Source organism: Novosphingobium fluoreni, assembly GCF_014196615.1.
Classification (GTDB): Bacteria; Pseudomonadota; Alphaproteobacteria; order Sphingomonadales; family Sphingomonadaceae; genus Novosphingobium; species Novosphingobium fluoreni.
This window is the reverse complement of record NZ_JACIDY010000007.1, coordinates 1-18,155: the sequence shown is the minus strand read 5'-3', so window position 1 is coordinate 18,155 and position 18,155 is coordinate 1. Positions and strand designations below refer to the sequence as shown.

Here is an 18,155-nt window from a genome sequence, read left to right as displayed (position 1 = left end):
GAATAACAGAGGGCTCCGGAACGTCTCCGGAGCCCTTTTGCGTTCAGGCGATGCGGCCGAACGGCATAAGCTGCTTGGCCAGACTGGCAGAGGCCTTGCCATCGCCTTTCCGCAACGATGCCAGGAGCGTCCCGGCCTGACGCTGCATCACCCGGTCAAAAGATGTCTCCGCCCGCGCCCCAACCGCAGCTTCGGCAAGGCGGCTCGCTCCAGCCACATCATCCGGATTGACTTGAATCTGCTGCAGGCTGGCAAGCGCCGAAACTGAAGCGCGATTACGACCCAGTGCCAAGGCTTGCGCCATCTCCTTGGTGCCGACAGCGGTGCGCGCCCCTAGCGCGGTGCGTGCCATGAACGGCCCCAACTCGATCACCGATGCCAGATGCCACCCCGCCAAGGCTAGATGCGTTTCGGGGTTGCGCGGATCGGCGGCGACCAGGGCTTCGAATTCGCGCCTGGCAGCCAGAACGTCACTGCGGCTGCGATTGAGCTTGCCGCGATAGCTGATGGCCAAGGCCCGCTGTAGCCGTGTGTTGCTGTCCTGCGGGTCACGCTTCAGGCTGGAATCCGCGATCGCGATCGCCTGGTTGATCCGCGCCAGCGCCGTGGCCTTGTTCGTGGTGCCAAAGGCGGCATTGACCAAAACATCTCGCGCCGTTTCCGCCTGCGCGGGGCTGCACAGCGCCGTAATGCTTATTCCCAGCAGTCCCGCAGCAGTAAAACGCTTCATCGCTGTCACTCTCCCGACACCGTGATTCGTGTCGATACCAGAACACCGGACGTCAACGCGCGTTGCCTCCGACTCTCTGATCGATTTCGACTTTATTGAAGGTGTAAGAACGAAAGCTGAACCAGCCTGCAAAAGCGTGATGTACTGCGGATACGAAAAGCCCCCAAAGCACGAGGCTTCGGGGGCTTGGATCTTGCAAAAAGCGGGTACTGTCAGCGCAGCGAGACGACGTTGTCCGAAACGCGGGGGTCCTTGCGCTCGCCGGTATAGAGGCTGGCCATCGGCTCATCCTCGACGATCACGCTGGCGCCCTGCCCAAAGCCATTGAACGCCGTACGCATCGCCGCACCGTAGGCCCCGAGCATGCCGATCTCGATGTAGTCGCCCGATGCGATATCTGCCGGCAATTGGAACGGGCCTTCCATGAAGTCGGCATCGTCGCACGTGGGGCCATAGAACGCGAAGTCTTCCAAGGTGTCGGCACGGTCGGCATTGAGCACCTTGACCGGGAAACGCCAGCCCACGTGCGCGGCATCGTAGAGTGCGCCGTAAGCGCCATCGTTGATGTAAAGCTCTTTGCCGCGACGCTTCTCAACCTTGACGATCAGCGAGTTGTATTCGGCGCTCAGCGCGCGGCCCGGTTCGCACCAGAGTTCGGCGTTGTAAGCGATCGGCAGGGCTTCGAAGTGGCGGTGGATGATCGCGAAATAATCTTCCAGCGGCGGCGGCTCCATGCCCGGGTAGACCGAGGGGAAGCCACCTCCAACGTCGATCATGTCGATGACGACACCGGCGTCGGCAATGGCCGCGCGAACGCGCTCCAGCGCCTGGACATAGGCGAAGGGCGTCATCGCCTGGCTGCCGACGTGGAAGCACAGGCCGAGCCAGTCAGCGACCTGGCGGGTCTCCTGCAGCAACGGCCCGGCGTCGACGAGATCGATCCCGAACTTTGACGCCAGGCTCAATTCCGAATACTCGGAAGACACGCGCAGGCGCACGCAGAGGCGCAAGTCGGCCGCCGGATTGCCTTGCTCGTCGGCCGTGGCGGCCACGATCTTGGCAAGCTCTTCGCGGGTGTCGAGGCTGAAGGTGCGCACGCCGTGAACAAAATACGCTTCACGGATCGCGCTGGCGGTCTTCACCGGATGCATGAAGCACAGCGTTGCCTCAGGCAGCACACCGCGCACCAGTCGCACTTCGGCAATCGAGGCCACGTCGTAGTGCGTGATACCGCCGTCCCACAGGATCGGCAGCAGCTCAGGCGACGGGTTCGCCTTCACCGCATAGAGGGACTTGCCCGGAAACTTCGTGGCGAAGAAGCGAGCGGCCCGCGCCGCGGCATGCCGTCGGTTGAGGATAACGGGTTCGTCGGGCGAGAGGGCGCGCGCTACTGCCGAGGCGTCAAGATGATGGTGCAACTCAAGGGACCCCCAAACGGTGTGTTACAAAAAGCTGCCTTGCGGTTTGGAAGTCCCCATGGGGCAGCGGAGGGCGGATATAGGGGTGATCTACGGATTCGCAACCGAAAAATCTGCGGTGTCAAAAAAGCTTCACAATGGCACCAAGATGCGCACGCCTGGGGGAGCGAAACAGGCGAAAAACGAGAGTGAAATGCTCATCAGTTCAGCCTTTTTATCGGGCTTTGCGAGACTGGAACAACGCGGTGCTTTCGCCACCGTTTCGATTACCTGATATATTCGAGCCAAGTCGCCCGCCGTGCGAGCCTAGGTGAAAGCGCACCGCGCCGCGATCAGCTCAATCGGTCGCGAAAGTCCTCGTAATCGAAACGGCGAATGCACTCGAGCGCGTCGGTTTCGGAATCCCAGAGCCAGATCGAGGGCAGCGGCACGCCGTTGAACGTCGTCGTCTTCACCATCGAATAATGCGCCTGGTCGAGGAACGCGAACCGCGCGCCGGGCTCCGCCGGAACAGGCAAGGCGTAGTCCCCGATCACATCCCCGGCGAGGCACGATGGACCACCAAGACGGACCGTACCGCCGGTGTCGTTGTCCATCTCGTCGTCCCCCGTCCGCTGTTCGCCCAGCATGGCGGGGCGATAGGGCGCCTCAATCACATCGGGCATGTGGCAGGTCGCCGAGATGTCGGTAATGGCGACTGGCATGCCGTTCCATCCCGTGTCGAGGATCGTGCCGACGAGAATGCCTGCGTCCAGCGCGATGGCCTCACCCGGCTCGATATAGACGTCCGCGCCGGTGTCCTCTGCCACATCGGCGAGGAACTGGATCATCTCCTCACGCTGATAATCGGCGCGGGTGATGTGATGTCCCCCGCCCAGGTTGATCCACTTGAACTGGCCAAACCAGGGCTCGAGATGGTCGAACACCTTGTCCCAGGTGCGGGATAGCGGTTCGAAGTCCTGCTCGCACAAGGTGTGCATATGTACCCCGTCGATCATCTCGATGTGTTCGTCGGTCAACTGGTCGATCGGGAAGCCCAGGCGCGAATGCGGGGAACAAGGATCATAGCGAGGGACCTCACCCTCGGCATGCAGGGGATTGATCCTGAGGCCGATGTCGAAGTCCTCCCCCCCGGCCCGCGCCGCCTCGATGATCGGCCACAACCGCTCGATCTGGCCCGGTGAATTGAAGATCACATGGTCGGAGAGGCGCAGGATTTCCGGCAGATCCTCTGGCTTGTAGGCGGCGCAGTACGTGGTGATCTCACCGTCATAAAACTCCGAGGCAAGCCGGGCTTCCCACAATCCCGAGGTACAGACACCGTCCAGATACTCGCCGATGATCGGGGCGGTGGACCACATCGAGAAAGCCTTCAACGCGGCAAGCACCTTGGTGCCGGACCGCTCGCCCACATCTTGGAGGATGCGCAGGTTCTCTCGCAACTTGGCGGCATCCACCACGAAGGCGGGGCTTTCCACTCGCTCCAGATCGAAACGGGCAAAGGCCCCGGGATCGCCGGCTCTGGTTTCCATGCTTGCTTGTCCTCGATGCCTACGGCGTCAATCGACGCAGATGGTATAGGCCGATTTGCCGCCCTTGATCTCGGAATAGCATCCGAACAGGCGATCGTCCGCCTGGCATTGGCCCGCCGTCTGCGGTTCGGCCGTGTTGCCCATGGCGATGCACTTACCCTGGCATTGCGCGCTGTCCGTGCAGCTCTTGCCGGCATCGGCAAAGGGACGCACGCACAGTTCCGAACCAAGCCTTCCGCGCCGCTCCACACGGCCGCCGCTGGCCTGGCAGGCGGCCTTGTCGGGCCCTGACATATCTCGCACCAGCGACTGTCCGGCCGGAGTGGTCGGAGCAGCAGCCTCGGGCGCTTGGGTGGGCGTGCAAGCACAAAGCGATAGGCCGCTCAGTGCGGCGAGGAAAAGCGCCCGCACCATCAGAACGACAGTGGCCCGTCAAGTTCCTCGACCGTCCACGGCAGGCCATGGGAGTTGAGCATCTCCATGAACGGATCGGGATCGAGCTGTTCGATATTGAAGACGCCCTCACCACGCCACTTGCCGGTCAGCATCATGGCCGCCCCGATCATCGCAGGAACGCCGGTGGTGTAGCTGACGGCTTGGTTGCCGGTCTCTGCGTAGGCTTCTTCATGATCGCAGATGTTCTTGACGTAAAACGTCTTTTCGCCCGACCCGTCCAGCGCTTCACCCGTCGCGATATCGCCGATGTTGGTCTTGCCCTTGGTCGTGGCGCCAAGCGAGGCAGGCTCCGGCAGCACCGCCTTCAGGAACTGCAGCGGGATGATCTCAACGCCGTTGTACATCACCGGGTCGATGCGCGTCATGCCCACGTTCTGCAGCACGGTCAGGTGCTGGAGATAGGCATCGCCAAACGTCATCCAGAAGCGGGCGCGCTCCATGTCCGGCAGGAATTTCGCGAGGCTTTCCAGTTCCTCGTGGTACATCATGTACATGTTCTTGGGGCCGACGCCCTCGAAATCGAACTGCTGCTTCACGCCCATTGCCGGGGTTTCGACAAATTCACCGTTCTCCCAGTGACGGGCCGGCGCGGTGACTTCGCGAATGTTGATTTCCGGATTGAAGTTCGTTGCGAACGGCTGGCCGTGGTCGCCGCCATTGCAATCCAGAATATCGAGCAGGCGAATGGTCTTGAGCTTGTGTTTCTTCAGCCACATCGCGAAGACGCTGGTGACGCCGGGATCGAAGCCCGAGCCCAGCAGCGCCATCAGGCCCGCCTGCTTGAACTTGTCCTGATAGGCCCACTGCCACTTGTATTCGAACTTCGCTTCGTCGCGCGGCTCGTAGTTGGCGGTATCTAGGTAGTGTGTGCCTGCGGCCAGGCAGGCGTCCATGATCGCCAGATCCTGGTAAGGCAGGGCCAGGTTGACGACGAGCTTGGGGCCGATGCTCTGGATCAGTTTCGTGGTGGCGGCCACATCGTCCGCATCGATCGCATAAGTCTGGATATCGACGCCGGTGCGCTGTTTTACCGACTCCGCGATCGCATCGCACTTCGAAACGGTGCGGCTGGCGAGGTGGATGTCGGAGAAGATGTCCGGGTTCATCGCCATCTTGTGGACCGCAACCGACCCGACGCCGCCCGCGCCGATCACCAGAACCTTGCTCACTAACCTGTCTCCTTTGGCGACCGCGCCCGCGAAAGGCCCGCATATAGGCCCGGCATATGACAAGACAACCACGCGCACCACGCTTGCCACTCGTCCGGGCGCGGGCCACAGCCGTCGGCATGGATTTTGACGATCAAATGCGCCGCTATTTCGGCACCGCCGACATGGAGGCGATTGCGCCCCCTGCTCTCGCCTCCGGGATAGAGCGCATGGGCGTGGACCTGGGCATGGAGCAGGATCGTGGCCGGCGCTTCGCCTTGTGGTCGCTGATGTATCTGGTGGGTGCCGCGCCAGACCTCGACGTGGTTTTCAAGAACGCCGAGGATCGCGACGCCGCGCGGGACTTCATGGATTTGATGGACAAGGCGGCGCCCGAGTAGTCGCCCCGTCTTTCGAACTTTCCGGTCAGCCCTTCACGAACAAGCTGGCGAGTTCGACATGCGTCGACCAGCGAAACTGGCCGACCGGGCACAGTTCGACCAACCGATATCCGCCCGCCACCAAGGTCGTCGCATCGCGTGACCAGCTGGACGGATTGCATGAGATGTAGACGATCCGCGGCACGGTGCTTTGCGCCAGGTATCCGACCTGTTCGCGCGCACCGGCGCGGGGCGGATCGAGCAGGACGGCAGCGAAGCGGTTGAGCTCGTCGCGTTGCAGCGGATTGCGGAACAGATCTCGGTGCAAAGCATGGACCGGCATTTGCGCACGACCGGCGGCGGCCTTGCACGCGATATGCGCGTCTCGCGCGGCTTCCGCCGCCAGGACCTTGGTGGCGGGGCCGGCCAGCGCAAAGGCGAAGGTACCAAGGCCCGAGAAGAGATCGGCGACGGTGGCCGAACCTGCGAGCCACTTCTGAGCAGCCGCGATCAGCGTCGCCTCGCCATCCGCCGTTGCCTGCAGGAAGGCCCCGGGCGGCAGGGGCACGCTGGCGGGGCCGAGACGCACGCTGACGGGATTGGGCTCCCAAGTGGGTTCCGGGCCATAGCCCTGGTCCAGCGTCAGACGGGCGAGTTGGTTGTCCTGCGCAAATGCCAGCATGGCTTCCGTCGCATCCAGCCCTTCGACGCGTAGCCCCTTCAGACCAAGGTCGACGCCCTGCTCCGCCAGGGTCATCTCGATATCGACTGCGAGCTTTCCGGGATGGCGAGCCAGCATTCGCCGCAGCGGGGCGATGAGCGCGAACAGCTCGGGCACCAGCACGTGGCATTCCTGCATGTCGACGATTCGGTGCGAGCCCTGCTCCCGGAAGCCGAGCACGATGCGCCCACCCTGGCGTTGCGCATGCAAAGCCGCCCGGCGGCGTGACCGCGGAGGAGAAAGGTGGGGCGGCGTGATCACCTCAGGCGTCAGTTCCTGCCCGCTTGCGGCATTGGCCACCCGTTCCGCGACGAAGTCGGCCAGCGTCTCCTCGTCCAGATGCTGCAACTGGCATCCACCGCATGTGCGGAAATGCCGGCACGGCGGGGTCGCGTGGTGCGGCCCCGGCTCGATAACGCCACCCGCCTGTACCCGGTCGCCCGGGGCGCTGTAAGGGACGTGCCTGCCCGACGCGGTGATGCCATCGCCTTTGGCAGCGACGCGCAGGATTTCTTCGACGATACTCATAAACAATCTGCCAGCGCTTGCGGAACTGCCTTGGCCAGGTCAGCCGCTGTGAAGGCGGGGGGACAGCGCCGAGCGGCATGGGCATGCAGCCACACGCCCTCGCACGCTGCCGTGAACGCCTCTAGTCCCGTGGCAAGCCGGCTGGCGATGGTACCGCTGAGCACGTCACCCGTTCCGGCAGTCGATAGCCAGCTGTTCCCTCGATCCGCCAGAACGACTCGTCCATCGGGACTTGCGACGATCGTATCGGGCCCCTTGGCCACGATTACCATCCCGCTCCTTGCGGCCAGGTTCATGGCGCGTTGGGGCTTGGGCAACGAACCGTCACATACGAACGCCCGCTCTAACGCGGCCAGTTCGCCATCATGCGGCGTGGCGATGGCCGGTGCCGTGCGATCCGCCATGGAACTGGCATCGAGCAACATCAGAGCGTCGGCATCCAAAACGCAAGGTGCCGGCGCATGAAGCGCTGCCGCCAGTCGTTCTGCCGCCGCATGATCGCGGCCAAGCCCGGGGCCGACGAGAATCGCGCCGGTACGCCGGTCATCCAGCGCATCAGAAAGCGCACGTTCGTCGGCGACGAGATCGATCGGCAGGTTGTCAGGACGTTCGCCGACGACGCGCACATATCCGGCACCTGCGCCTTGCGCCGCCGTGGCCGCCAGCACCGCCGCGCCGGGCATCTCGCCACCAACAATGGCCAGCATGCCGCGCGTGTACTTGTGCGCGCTCCCTGCCGGAGCGATGATGCGCGGGGCGGTCAAGCGCCGCGCTGCGCCAGATACCGGGTCGATGCCGATCTCGACCAAGCGCAGTGAGCCCATACCGGCGACGGCCGGCATGAGGAAATGGGCAAACTTCCATGCCCCCAGCGCCAAAGTCAGGTCAAAGGCAGGAATGGACGACAGCAAGGCCCCGGTATCGGCAGCGATCCCGCTAGGCAGGTCTACAGCAACGCGCAGGCGATGCGCCTCGGCAAGCCGGAGCAGCAGCGCCTCATCTTGCTCGGACAGCGGGCGGGTCAGTCCACTGCCGAAAAGGCAATCCACAAACACTTCACCGCTGATGTCCGCTTCCGGGTCAACAATCTCGCCCTGATAAAGCTGCCTGGCGTTCCGAGCGGCATCGGTCCGAGCGTCGTAAGGGGCGACAACACAAACATCACCGCCGCGCCGGCGAATGGCTTCGGCTAGGACATAGCCGTCTCCGCCATTATTGCCGGGGCCGCATAGCACGGTCACGCGCCGGGTTCCGGCGATGCGCCATACCCAATCCGCCGCGCCCTGCCCGGCCTGGTCCATCAGCGCCTCGACACTGATGCCTCCCGCGATGAGCCGATCCTCGGCAGCGCGCATTTGCGCCACTGAAAGGATCTGATCACTTGCCGGCATCCGCCGCCTTGGCTTTCACGGTTGCGGGGAAAAGATAGCGATCATCGGCTACCGCTACGGCCAGCTTGTCGCCTTGCACGACAGCTTTGGCCTGATCCGCACCATCTGCCACGACCACGCCGCGACCGTCGCTGACCACTGTGAACCGGCGGAAAGAGCCGTCCGGATGGCGGACCACCAGGGTCAGTTTGCCATCAACCTGCGAACGATCGACCGAACAGTCCTGCGTGAACTCGCCAGCACCGGCCAGCGCGCACGAAATGCGCTCGCCACCTTCGGCCACTTGCGCTGCCTGGTTTTTACCCGAGGAACAGCCCGCCAGCGCAGCGCCTACGATGCACAGAACCGCGACACCACGCATCAGCCGCGTTTCAGTTGCGAAACATCACGGACAGCGCCGCGCGCCGCGCTGGTCGTCATTGCGGCATAGGCCTGCAGCGCGACGGAAACCTTGCGCGGGCGCGGATGGACCGGGGCCCAGGCATTTCCCCCACGCGCCTCCATTTCCGCCCTCCTCTCCCGCATCACTTCGTCACTGATGGCGAGGTGGATGGTGCGGTTGGGAATGTCGATCTCGATCGTGTCGCCGTTCTCGACAAGGCCGATCGCGCCGCCCTCTGCCGCTTCGGGCGAGACGTGGCCGATCGACAGGCCTGACGTACCGCCGGAAAACCGCCCGTCGGTGATCAGAGCGCATGCCGCGCCCAGCCCCTTCGACTTGATGTAGCTTGTGGGGTAAAGCATCTCCTGCATGCCCGGCCCGCCGCGTGGTCCTTCATAGCGGATCACCACGACATCGCCGGCCTGAACCTGCCCGCCCAGGATACCGGCAACGGCAGCGTCCTGGCTCTCGTAAACGCGGGCGGGGCCGGTGAACTTCAAGATCTTTTCATCGACGCCCGCCGTCTTCACGATGCAGCCATCCAGCGCGATATTGCCGGAAAGCACGGCCAGACCGCCGTCCTGGCTGAAGGCATGCTCGGCCGAGCGGATCACGCCACTCTCACGATCGGTGTCAAGGCTCTCCCAGCGGCGTGCCTGGCTGAACGCGGTCTGCGTCGGCACGCCACCTGGCGCCGCCGCGTAGAACTCGCGCACTTCGGACGAGGGCTGAAGGGCGATGTCCCAACGCGCGATCGCCTCGCCGATGGAGGCGGAATGGACGGTGGGCAGATCGCGATTGATCAGCCCGGCGCGGTCCAACTCGCCCAGGATCGCCATGATGCCGCCGGCGCGATGCACGTCTTCCATGTGCACGTCGTTCTTTGCAGGAGCGACCTTGGAGAGGCAGGGCACCTTGCGGCTAAGCCGGTCGATGTCGGTCATGGTGAAATCCACGCCGGCTTCGTGTGCGGCAGCCAGGAGGTGCAGCACGGTATTGGTTGAGCCACCCATGGCAATATCCAGGCTCATCGCGTTCTCAAACGCGCCGAAGCTGGCGACACGGCGCGGCAGAACGCTGTCGTCGTCCTGCTCGTAATAGCGATGGCACAAGTCCACGGCGACGCGGCCGGCCTCGAGGAACAGCTTCTCACGATCGGCGTGGGTCGCCAGCATCGAGCCATTTCCCGGCAGCGAAAGTCCCAATGCCTCAGTGAGGCAGTTCATCGAATTGGCGGTGAACATGCCTGAACACGATCCGCATGTCGGGCAGGCCGAGCGCTCGATCGTCTTCACTTCCTCGTCGGTGTAGCTCTCATCGGCGGCGGCGACCATCGCGTCCACCAGATCCAGCGCTCGTTCCTTGCCCTTCAGGATGACTTTGCCAGCCTCCATCGGGCCGCCGGACACGAAGACAGCGGGGATGTTCAACCGCAACGCCGCCATCAGCATGCCCGGCGTGATCTTGTCGCAGTTGGAGATGCACACCATCGCATCGGCGCAGTGGGCATTGACCATGTACTCCACGCTGTCGGCGATCAGATCGCGACTGGGCAGCGAATAAAGCATGCCGTCATGGCCCATGGCGATGCCGTCATCCACCGCGATCGTGTTGAATTCCTTGGCGACACCACCTGCCGCCTCGATCTCACGCGCGACCAGCTGGCCCAAATCCTTCAAGTGAACGTGGCCCGGCACGAATTGGGTGAAGGAGTTCACCACGGCGATGATCGGCTTGCCAAAGTCCGAATCCTTCATCCCGGTGGCGCGCCACAGTCCGCGCGCGCCGGCCATGTTGCGGCCATGGGTGGTGGTGCGGGAACGATAGGCAGGCATGGGCGGCTCCGGGATACGGACGGAAAAACGGTATCACGCCGCCCTACTCCACACCTCGTTCTGATCGAAGCGGAAAATGCCCGGTGGTGTAGAGTTCAAACGAAGTGGCGTGCCACCGCCGCGGCGATCCGCCCTAGACGCTCGGCCCATAGCACCTGGCCCTTCGCGTCGCCGATCTGGTCCTGGCGAATTTCCACGCCGAGATAGGGGCGGCGGTGTGCTTCGATATGGCGGTTCATGGTGGCATTGAGCAATTGGCCTGAATAGGGCTGCTGATCGCCGACGATGAGGCCCTCCGCCTCCAGCAATGGCAGTGCTAGGCGGGCTCCGCGATCATCTTCGTTGTAGAGGACGCCGACGTGCCAGGGCCGCCGCTGCTGCGGATCGCTGGCGAGGCGCGGGGTAAAGCTGTGGATCGACAGCACGAACGCGGGCGGTCTTGCTGCCAGCAAGTGCTCCAGCGCCTGATGATATGGGTCGAAGAAACGGGCGATGCGTCCTGCCCGGCCCTGGGGGCTCAGTGCGTTGCCGGGGATGGGGTGCCCATCGCTCACTTTCGGGATGATGCCCGCAGCGTCAGGATCGCGGTTGAAGTCGCACATCAGGCGGCTGATGTTGGCAAGATAGGCCGCGATCCCCGGACCGACCATGCGCCGTGCGACATCGGCCACCCCGATATCGACGGCAATGTGCTCGCGAAGCAGCGCCGGAGGAATTCCGAGGTCGATGTCCCGCGGCACCCGCGCCGAGGCATGATCGCAAATGATCAGGATGCCCCCGGCCGTGGGTTCGCCGACGATCTCATACGCCTCGGTTTGCGTGGCCATACCTTCGATCATGTCAGCGCAGAGCCCCGCTCATCTGCCACCAGTCCGGGTGCCGATCCGCGAGCGATGCGACCGCGGCGTCGCGATCGGCCGTCTGGTCATAGAGTGCAAAGCACGTCGCCCCCGAGCCTGACATGCGCGAAAGGAACGCGCCAGTCTGACGCAAGGCGGTCAGCACCTCCTCGATTACGGGTTGCAGGGCAAGCGCGGGCGCTTCCAAATCGTTGCGACCGTCTAGCGCGATCTGGCGCAGGGAACCGGATGGCATGGGGCCGCGATCCTGACCGTCCCAGCCCTTGAAGACGGGGCCCGTGGGCATGGGCACGCGCGGGTTGACGAGGATGACCGGCATACCGGCCAAATCGTTGGGCACTTCCTCAAGATCGGTGCCGATGCCCGTACCGATGCAGGCCCGCGAAAGCACGCAGGCGGGAACGTCCGCGCCCAGAGCGGCGGCACGACGGGCCCAATCGTCGGGCAAGCCATGGGCCTGCTCCACCAGGCGGAACACCGCGCCGGCATCGGCCGATCCGCCGCCCAGACCGGCGGCGACGGGCAAACGCTTCTCTAGGTCCACCGCCCAACCCGGGCCGTGGGGAAGCTTGCCCAGCGCCTTGGCGACGATGTTGCCGAAAGGATCATCAATAGCCGGAGCGAACTCGCCTGTGGTCGCCAGGCTGTCCTGCTGGGATGGGCGCACCGTCAGCCGATCGCCATCGTCCACGAAGGCGAACAGCGTTTCCAGTTCATGATAGCCGTCATCCCGGCGCCGCCGCACATGCAGCGCCAGGTTGATCTTGGCGTAGGCCGTTTCCGTCAGCATGTAGGGCGCGCCATCAGCGAAGCCGGATCACATGTTCGGGTAGTTCGGCCCCCCGCCGCCTTCCGGCGCCGTCCACTCGATCTGCTGGCCCGGATCCTTGATGTCGCAGGTCTTGCAATGCACGCAATTCTGCGAATTGATCTGAAAGCGCATCGCGCCCGTATCCTCGTTGCGGACGTATTCGTAGACGCCTGCGGGGCAGTACCGGGTGGATGGTCCGCCAAAAACCGGAAGCTCGGTGCGTAGCGGATAGTCTGGATCCTTCAGCACGAGGTGGACCGGCTGATCCTCCTCATGATTGGTGAAGGAGTAGGAAACGCTGGTCAGGCGGTCGAAGCTGATCACGCCATCGGGCTTGGGATAAGCGATGGGGCGGTAAAGATCCGCACGGCCGGTAGCCTCGGAATCGCGGTGATGCTTCATCGGCTTGGCCAGGCCGAAGCCGAACAAAGTGCGCAGCCACATATCCGCGCCGGCCAGCACCGTACCCATTTCGCCGCCCCACTTGGCGACCATCGGTTCAGCGTTCTGCACCAGCTTCAGTTCGGTGGCGATCCAGCTGTCGCGCACGGCGGCGTCGTATTCGTCCAGGCTATTCTGCTCGCGCCCAGCCTTTACCGCCGCCGCGATTGCTTCTGCTGCCAGCATGCCGCTCTTCATCGCGGTGTGCGAGCCCTTGATGCGCGGCACGTTGACGAAACCGGCCGAGCAACCCGCCAGCACGCCGCCCGGGAACGCGAGCTTGGGTACCGACTGCCAGCCACCCTCGTTGATCACGCGCGCACCGTAGGAAACGCGCTTGCCACCCTCCAGGATCGCGCGAATGTCAGGATGTTGCTTCCAGCGCTGAAATTCCTCGAACGGGAAGACGTAGGGGTTCTTGTAGTCCAGCGCGGTCACGAAGCCGAGCGCGACCTGGTTGTTCGCCTGGTGATACAGGAACCCGCCGCCCCAGCTGTCGCTTTCCGAAAGCGGCCAGCCCTGCGTGTGGATAACGCGGCCCGGGACATGCTTGTCGGGCGCGATGTCCCAGATTTCCTTCAGGCCGATGCCATAGATCTGCGGCTGGCAATCCGCCTCCAGATCGTACTTCGCTTTCAAGCGCTTGGTGAGATGACCGCGCGCGCCTTCACAGAAGACGGTGTACTTGCCCAGCAATTCCATGCCGGGTTCGTAGTCGGGCTTTTTTTCGCCATCGCGACCGATGCCCATCACGCCGGCGACTACGCCGGTGACGGCGCCCTTCTCGTCGTACAGGATTTCAGACGCGGAGAAGCCGGGGAAGATTTCCACTTCCAGGGCCTCGGCCTGCTCAGCCAGCCAGCGGCACAGGTTGCCCAGGGATCCGGTGTAATTTCCATCGTTCGACATGAACGGGGGCATGATGATGTGCGGCATCGACATCTTCTTGCCCTTGGTAAGATGCCAGTGCCAATTGTCGGTCACCGGCACTTCGGCCATCGGGCAGCCGTCTTCGCGCCAGGTCGGCAGCAACTCATCCAGAGCGCGCGGATCGACCACTGCGCCGGACAGGATGTGAGCGCCGATTTCAGAGCCCTTTTCGAGGACGCATACGGCCAATTCAGGATCGATCTGTTTCAGACGGATCGCCGTCGAGAGGCCTGCCGGACCACCTCCGACGATGACCACGTCGAACGGCATCGATTCACGTTCACTCATGCCTGTCATGTCCCTACGGAATTATATTTCGTCATTTGCGCGTCGACTGCCTTGATTGGTGGAGGTCGACAGGTCAAGGCTTAGAGACATGACCCGCGGAACAAATCCGGATTGTACTGAGATGTTCGCAGCGGCGATGGCCTGGTGGCGGGATGCCGGTCTGACCAGCGCTCTGGACGACGATCCGCACGTCTGGCTCGCCCCCCACGACCCCGCGAAGACGCCTGGAGCAAGCGCGCCCAGGCAGATCAAACCGGTCATGCCTGCCGTTGCGCCCGCGATCGCCGAAGAGCCAACGCCGCTTCCGGATAACCTTAAGGCTTTCCAGGCATGGTGGATGACCGCGCGTGAGTTGGACGGAGGCCGCTGTGTCGGCCGCGTTCCCCCGCGCGGTGTGGCATCGCCAGACGTGATGATCATAGCCTGCGAACCCGAAGCCGAGGATCGCGAGCGTCTGTTGTCCGGGCCGGAAGGACTGATGATCGCCAGCTTCCTGAAAGCGGGCGGGATTTCCGACGATCAGGTTTACGTCGCCAGCGCCCTGCCCTGCCATTCGCCGGGAACCGAATGGTCGGCGATATCGCAAGGTGCGATCGCCTCGGCGCTGCGGCACCACGTTGCTTTGGTAGCTCCTAAACGGATCATCGCCATCGGCGGCGTCATCCTGCCGCTGCTTGGGCACGGCTCGCCTCAAGCTGCTGCCGTTTCACTCAGTTTTAACCATCAAGATGCCACGATTCCACTACTGGGACTTCGGCGGATACCGGCACCTCAGGCGCAGGCCCGCTGGAAGGCTTTGGTCTGGCGTGCGTGGCTGGACTGGACGGCGTGAATGCTTGGCGTCTGTCGTGATGACGAACTGGGTCGGCCGACTTGATCGGATTATATTGGGGTGAAAACTTGAGGAATGCTGCCAAGGCCGGGCTTCTTGCCCTTCTGAGCGCCGCGTCGCTGGTATCGGCTCCCGCATTCGCCAACAGCGCCGCGGTGGAATATTTCCGCAGCAGGGCCGACCGAACGGCGGTTCCCACGCTGCTCAGTCAGGACGAGCGCGATTACTACCGCCGCTTGTTCGATGCGATTGACCATAAGGACTGGACCACGGTTCAGTCGTTGTTCGCGCAAAAGCCCGATGGCCCGTTGCATCAGCAGGCACGTGCGGAATACTTCCTGGATTCAAACTCTCCCAAGATCGAGCTGGCCGAACTGCAGACGTGGCTGTCTCAAGGCACCACGCTCCCCGGTGCCGACCAGATCAGCCGCCTGGCGCTGAAGCGCGGCGCATTGAGCGTCCCCAGCGCGCCGGTGCAGCGCCAGTTTGCCAGCTTGCCCTCGCTTCCCAAGCGCATCCGCCCTTCCTCGATCAATGATGGCACCATGCCCGGCACGGTCTCCGCCGGTATCATGGACCGCATCAAGGCCGACGACCCGGTGGGCGCGCGTGTCCTTCTCGATGGGATCGATGGCGCCCTCAGCCCCTCCACCCGCGCGGAATGGCGGCAGAAGGTGGCGTGGAGCTTCTATATCGAGAACCAGGACGCCCCGGCCTACCAACTCGCTCAGCTTGCCACCCAAGGCGTAGGGCCGTGGGTGGGAGAAGCCTGGTGGACCGCCGGGCTCGCCGCCTTCCGCCTGGGCGATTGCGACGGTGCGGCGGACGCGTTCCGCAATGCCTCCGCCCGATCGGAGAATGCCGAGCTGACCTCTGCGGCCTATTACTGGCAAAGCCGCTCGCTGGTCCGTTGCCGCAAGCCAGAACAGGCGGCGGTAATCCTGCGCAAGGCGGCGGTCCGCGATGAGACGCTCTATGGGATGCTCGCGGCCGAGCAACTGGGCCTGCGCCTGCCGCAGCAGCATTCAGCGGCGGATTTCACGCAAACCGATTGGCAGCAACTGCGTGACGAGGGCAACATCCGCGTGGCAGTTGCGCTGACCGAGATCGGCCGCGATAGCCTGGCCGACGAGGTCTTGCGCTATCAGGCCCGGATCGGCGCCCCTTCCGAGTTCGAACCGCTCAGCCGCCTTGCTCGCGATCTTGGCCTCCCCAAGGCCCAGTTGTGGATGGCCTACAACGCTCCTTACGGTGGCAAACCCGCCCCCGCGACACGCTTCCCCACGCCGAAGTGGACACCGGCCGGTGGTTGGCAGGTCGATCCGGCACTGGTTTACGCGCATGTGCTGCAGGAATCGGTATTCCAGACCAATGTGGTCAGCCCGGCCGGCGCACGTGGCCTAATGCAGATCATGCCCGCCGCGGCGCAGGACCATAGCGGATCGCTGGGCTTCAGTGGATCGGCAAGCGATCTGAACAAGCCGGAGGTCAACCTCGCTTTCGGACAGCGGCACTTGCAGATGCTGAAGAACTCCGGCGCAACCCAGGGCCTGCTGCCCAAGGTGATGGCGGCGTACAACGCGGGGCTGGCCCCGATCGGCCGCTGGAACAGCGAAGTGCGAGATCAGGGCGATCCCCTCCTCTGGATGGAATCGCTGCCCTATTGGGAGACGCGCGGCTACGTGAACATCGTGATGCGCAACTTCTGGATGTATGAGCGGCAAGCGGGCGGTGCGTCGGAAAGCCGGGAGGCGTTGGCGCAGGGCATGTGGCCTACCTTCCCCGGGCTTGGCAGCGCGACCGGGGTGCGCATGGCATCGAACGGAGCTATCCTTCGTGGCCGTTGACCTTTCTCGCACGTTCAAGCCGATCCAGATCGCCGTCCTCACCGTATCCGACACGCGCGGTCCGGAAGACGACACTTCGGGCGATATCCTGGCGGAGCGCGTGACCGATGCGGGCCATTCGCTCGCCGCCCGGAATATCGTACGCGATGATGTGCCGACGATCGTCGGGCAGTTGGAAGCCTGGATCGCAGACCCTTCGGTGGACGCCGTCGTCATCACCGGCGGCACCGGACTGACCGGACGCGACGTGACGCCCGAAGCGCTGGACCGCGTGAAAGAGCGCGATATCCCCGGCTTTGGCGAGCTGTTTCGCTGGATCAGCTACAAGACGATCGGCACGTCCACCATTCAGTCGCGTGCATGCGCGGTCCTGTCACGCGGGACTTACATCTTCGCCCTCCCCGGCTCGAATGGCGCGGTGAAAGATGGGTGGGACGGGATCCTGGCCGAGCAACTCGACAGCCGCAATCGTCCATGCAACTTCGTAGAATTGATGCCGCGCCTTCGCGAGGTTTGATGCAATCGCCTATCCGGGGAGGGTTGATACCTGGCATCTGGGCCAAGCCGCAGCGTGCCTGGCTTGCGTAATTGTTCCTGATATGTTCTACATCTGGAATGGTTGCGCAAACATCTTCCAAGGGCCGAGGTGCACAATCGTCTCAGGCCTCGACGCGCTTCAATATCGCTGCGCGTGAGGCTGATGGCGACTGGGAGGATGTGCATAACTGTGTTGACGGGCCTGTCGAAAAGCTGCGGACAACGGTAACGGTTGAGCATCCCAAGGCCATCCTGTCGTTCAACGCCTCTCCCGATGTGCCGTTCGATCGATCGATCAACGCGTATCGTGGCTGCGAGCATGGCTGTATATACTGCTTCGCCCGACCGACCCACGCTTTCCACGATCTGTCCCCTGGGCTGGATTTTGAAACCAAGCTTTTCGCCAAGCCCGATGCCGCCCGCCTGCTGAGGGAAACCCTCGCAAAGCCCAGCTATCGACCCGCGCCCATCGCAATGGGAACCAACACCGATCCCTATCAGCCGATCGAAGCGGATTACCGGATCACGCGGCAAGTTCTCGAAACGTGCCTGGAAGTGCGGCACCCCGTGACGATCACCACGAAGTCAGACCGCGTCCTGCAGGATCTGGATCTTCTGGCCGAACTGGCGCGGCATAACCTGACTTCGGTTGGTATCTCCGTAAGCGTCCGGGGTGCGCTGAGATTGGACGGTCGGTTGTCTAAGTGGATATCGACTGGCATCTTGCTGCGATGTTCATGTCGATCGGCATTCCAAGGCTGGCACTAGCGGCTTCGGCAGTTCTGCTGATTTCCGCTACTGCGCCATTGCCATCCCAAATAACGCGGTTTGCGCAGGGTGTTATTCAGGTTGCGCGAATGCAGAAGGCTCATGATCCTCGAGTCTTGACACGACTGCTGGGGGTACGGCTTCGTGACCCAGAAAAGTGGTCGGGGCAGCCTGATGGTAGCTATCGGGAAGCAAGGTGGCGCAATCCGGTCAGCGATCTGGGCGTAACGCTTGTATCGATGACAGATGTACCGGTCAGTGACGGGCGGGAGGTGTCTTCCTCAACAGACATCGATCTGACAGGCCAGCCCTGCATTTCA

General features: G+C 63.4%; 18 protein-coding genes and 1 pseudogene. 7 read left to right on the top strand and 12 right to left on the bottom strand.

Going from position 1 to position 18,155, the window contains the following annotated elements; genetic code table 11:
* Positions 1 to 43: 43 nt before the first annotated feature.
* Positions 44 to 730: a hypothetical protein gene (locus GGR39_RS13245; RefSeq protein ID WP_183617573.1), complete on the bottom strand. Its 687-nt coding sequence runs from the start codon at positions 728 to 730 to the stop codon at positions 44 to 46.
* Between the two features lie 212 nt (positions 731 to 942).
* On the bottom strand, positions 943 to 2,148 hold the full coding sequence (locus tag GGR39_RS13240; protein WP_183617572.1) for a type III PLP-dependent enzyme domain-containing protein: 1,206 nt from the start codon (positions 2,146 to 2,148) through the stop codon (positions 943 to 945).
* An 85-nt stretch (positions 2,149 to 2,233) separates the two neighbouring features.
* Here GGR39_RS13240 and GGR39_RS13235 point away from each other — a divergent pair, with 85 nt between their 5' ends.
* Positions 2,234 to 2,422: a hypothetical protein gene (locus GGR39_RS13235; RefSeq protein WP_183617571.1), complete on the top strand. Its 189-nt coding sequence runs from the start codon at positions 2,234 to 2,236 to the stop codon at positions 2,420 to 2,422.
* Positions 2,423 to 2,480: 58 nt separating this feature from the next.
* On the opposite strand, the gene GGR39_RS13230 is transcribed toward GGR39_RS13235, so the two are convergent.
* The 3 genes from GGR39_RS13230 to GGR39_RS13220 all read right to left on the bottom strand — a co-directional run bounded on the left by GGR39_RS13230 (position 2,481) and on the right by GGR39_RS13220 (position 5,305).
* Positions 2,481 to 3,680 (bottom strand): carboxynorspermidine decarboxylase, encoded by a 1,200-nt coding sequence (locus GGR39_RS13230; protein WP_183617570.1) that lies wholly within the window; start codon positions 3,678 to 3,680, stop codon positions 2,481 to 2,483.
* Positions 3,681 to 3,707: 27 nt separating this feature from the next.
* Positions 3,708 to 3,974 carry a hypothetical protein gene (locus tag GGR39_RS13225; protein WP_246388713.1) on the bottom strand — a complete coding sequence of 89 codons (267 nt, stop codon included), beginning with the start codon at positions 3,972 to 3,974 and terminating at the stop codon, positions 3,708 to 3,710.
* Positions 3,975 to 4,093: 119 nt separating this feature from the next.
* Entirely contained in the window at positions 4,094 to 5,305 is a 1,212-nt protein-coding gene (locus GGR39_RS13220; protein WP_183617568.1) for a saccharopine dehydrogenase C-terminal domain-containing protein, read from the bottom strand.
* A 119-nt stretch (positions 5,306 to 5,424) separates the two neighbouring features.
* Between GGR39_RS13220 and GGR39_RS13215 the strand changes: the two genes are divergently transcribed.
* Positions 5,425 to 5,685, top strand: coding sequence for a hypothetical protein (locus tag GGR39_RS13215; RefSeq protein WP_183617567.1), 261 nt, complete (start codon positions 5,425 to 5,427; stop codon positions 5,683 to 5,685).
* 25 nt (positions 5,686 to 5,710) lie between these two features.
* Here the strand turns inward: GGR39_RS13215 and GGR39_RS13210 are convergent, their stop codons facing one another.
* The 7 genes from GGR39_RS13210 to GGR39_RS13180 all read right to left on the bottom strand — a co-directional run bounded on the left by GGR39_RS13210 (position 5,711) and on the right by GGR39_RS13180 (position 13,851).
* Positions 5,711 to 6,913, bottom strand: a complete 1,203-nt coding sequence (locus tag GGR39_RS13210; RefSeq protein WP_183617566.1) for a class I SAM-dependent RNA methyltransferase — start codon at positions 6,911 to 6,913, stop codon at positions 5,711 to 5,713.
* Positions 6,910 to 8,304: an NAD(P)H-hydrate dehydratase gene (locus tag GGR39_RS13205; protein ID WP_183617565.1), complete on the bottom strand. Its 1,395-nt coding sequence runs from the start codon at positions 8,302 to 8,304 to the stop codon at positions 6,910 to 6,912. Before GGR39_RS13205 ends, GGR39_RS13210 begins: the two co-directional genes overlap by 4 nt.
* Positions 8,291 to 8,665 carry a hypothetical protein gene (locus GGR39_RS13200; protein WP_183617564.1) on the bottom strand — a complete coding sequence of 125 codons (375 nt, stop codon included), beginning with the start codon at positions 8,663 to 8,665 and terminating at the stop codon, positions 8,291 to 8,293. Before GGR39_RS13200 ends, GGR39_RS13205 begins: the two co-directional genes overlap by 14 nt.
* Positions 8,665 to 10,521 (bottom strand): dihydroxy-acid dehydratase, encoded by a 1,857-nt coding sequence (gene ilvD, locus GGR39_RS13195; RefSeq protein WP_183617563.1) that lies wholly within the window; start codon positions 10,519 to 10,521, stop codon positions 8,665 to 8,667. The genes GGR39_RS13200 and ilvD overlap by 1 nt, the downstream gene beginning before the upstream one ends.
* Before the next feature lie 95 nt (positions 10,522 to 10,616).
* Positions 10,617 to 11,348 (bottom strand): N-formylglutamate amidohydrolase, encoded by a 732-nt coding sequence (locus GGR39_RS13190; RefSeq protein WP_183617562.1) that lies wholly within the window; start codon positions 11,346 to 11,348, stop codon positions 10,617 to 10,619.
* A gap of 13 nt (positions 11,349 to 11,361) precedes the next feature.
* Positions 11,362 to 12,171, bottom strand: a complete 810-nt coding sequence (locus GGR39_RS13185; RefSeq protein WP_183617561.1) for a 4-(cytidine 5'-diphospho)-2-C-methyl-D-erythritol kinase — start codon at positions 12,169 to 12,171, stop codon at positions 11,362 to 11,364.
* 27 nt (positions 12,172 to 12,198) lie between these two features.
* A complete protein-coding gene (locus GGR39_RS13180) occupies positions 12,199 to 13,851 on the bottom strand; it encodes an electron transfer flavoprotein-ubiquinone oxidoreductase (protein WP_183617560.1) in 1,653 nt (550 codons plus the stop codon).
* Positions 13,852 to 13,939: 88 nt separating this feature from the next.
* Here GGR39_RS13180 and GGR39_RS13175 point away from each other — a divergent pair, with 88 nt between their 5' ends.
* The 5 genes and pseudogenes from GGR39_RS13175 to GGR39_RS17100 all read left to right on the top strand — a co-directional run.
* Positions 13,940 to 14,683: a uracil-DNA glycosylase family protein gene (locus tag GGR39_RS13175; RefSeq protein ID WP_183617559.1), complete on the top strand. Its 744-nt coding sequence runs from the start codon at positions 13,940 to 13,942 to the stop codon at positions 14,681 to 14,683.
* Between the two features lie 68 nt (positions 14,684 to 14,751).
* Positions 14,752 to 16,530, top strand: coding sequence for a transglycosylase SLT domain-containing protein (locus tag GGR39_RS13170; protein ID WP_246388711.1), 1,779 nt, complete (start codon positions 14,752 to 14,754; stop codon positions 16,528 to 16,530).
* Positions 16,520 to 17,047, top strand: a complete 528-nt coding sequence (moaB, locus tag GGR39_RS13165) for a molybdenum cofactor biosynthesis protein B (RefSeq protein ID WP_183617558.1) — start codon at positions 16,520 to 16,522, stop codon at positions 17,045 to 17,047. The genes GGR39_RS13170 and moaB overlap by 11 nt, the downstream gene beginning before the upstream one ends.
* Positions 17,048 to 17,145: 98 nt before the next feature.
* Positions 17,146 to 17,769, top strand: a pseudogene (locus GGR39_RS13160) (radical SAM family protein); the annotation flags it as partial.
* A gap of 29 nt (positions 17,770 to 17,798) precedes the next feature.
* Positions 17,799 to 18,155: hypothetical protein (locus tag GGR39_RS17100; protein ID WP_221226135.1), on the top strand; the 357-nt coding region annotated here is incomplete at its 3' end.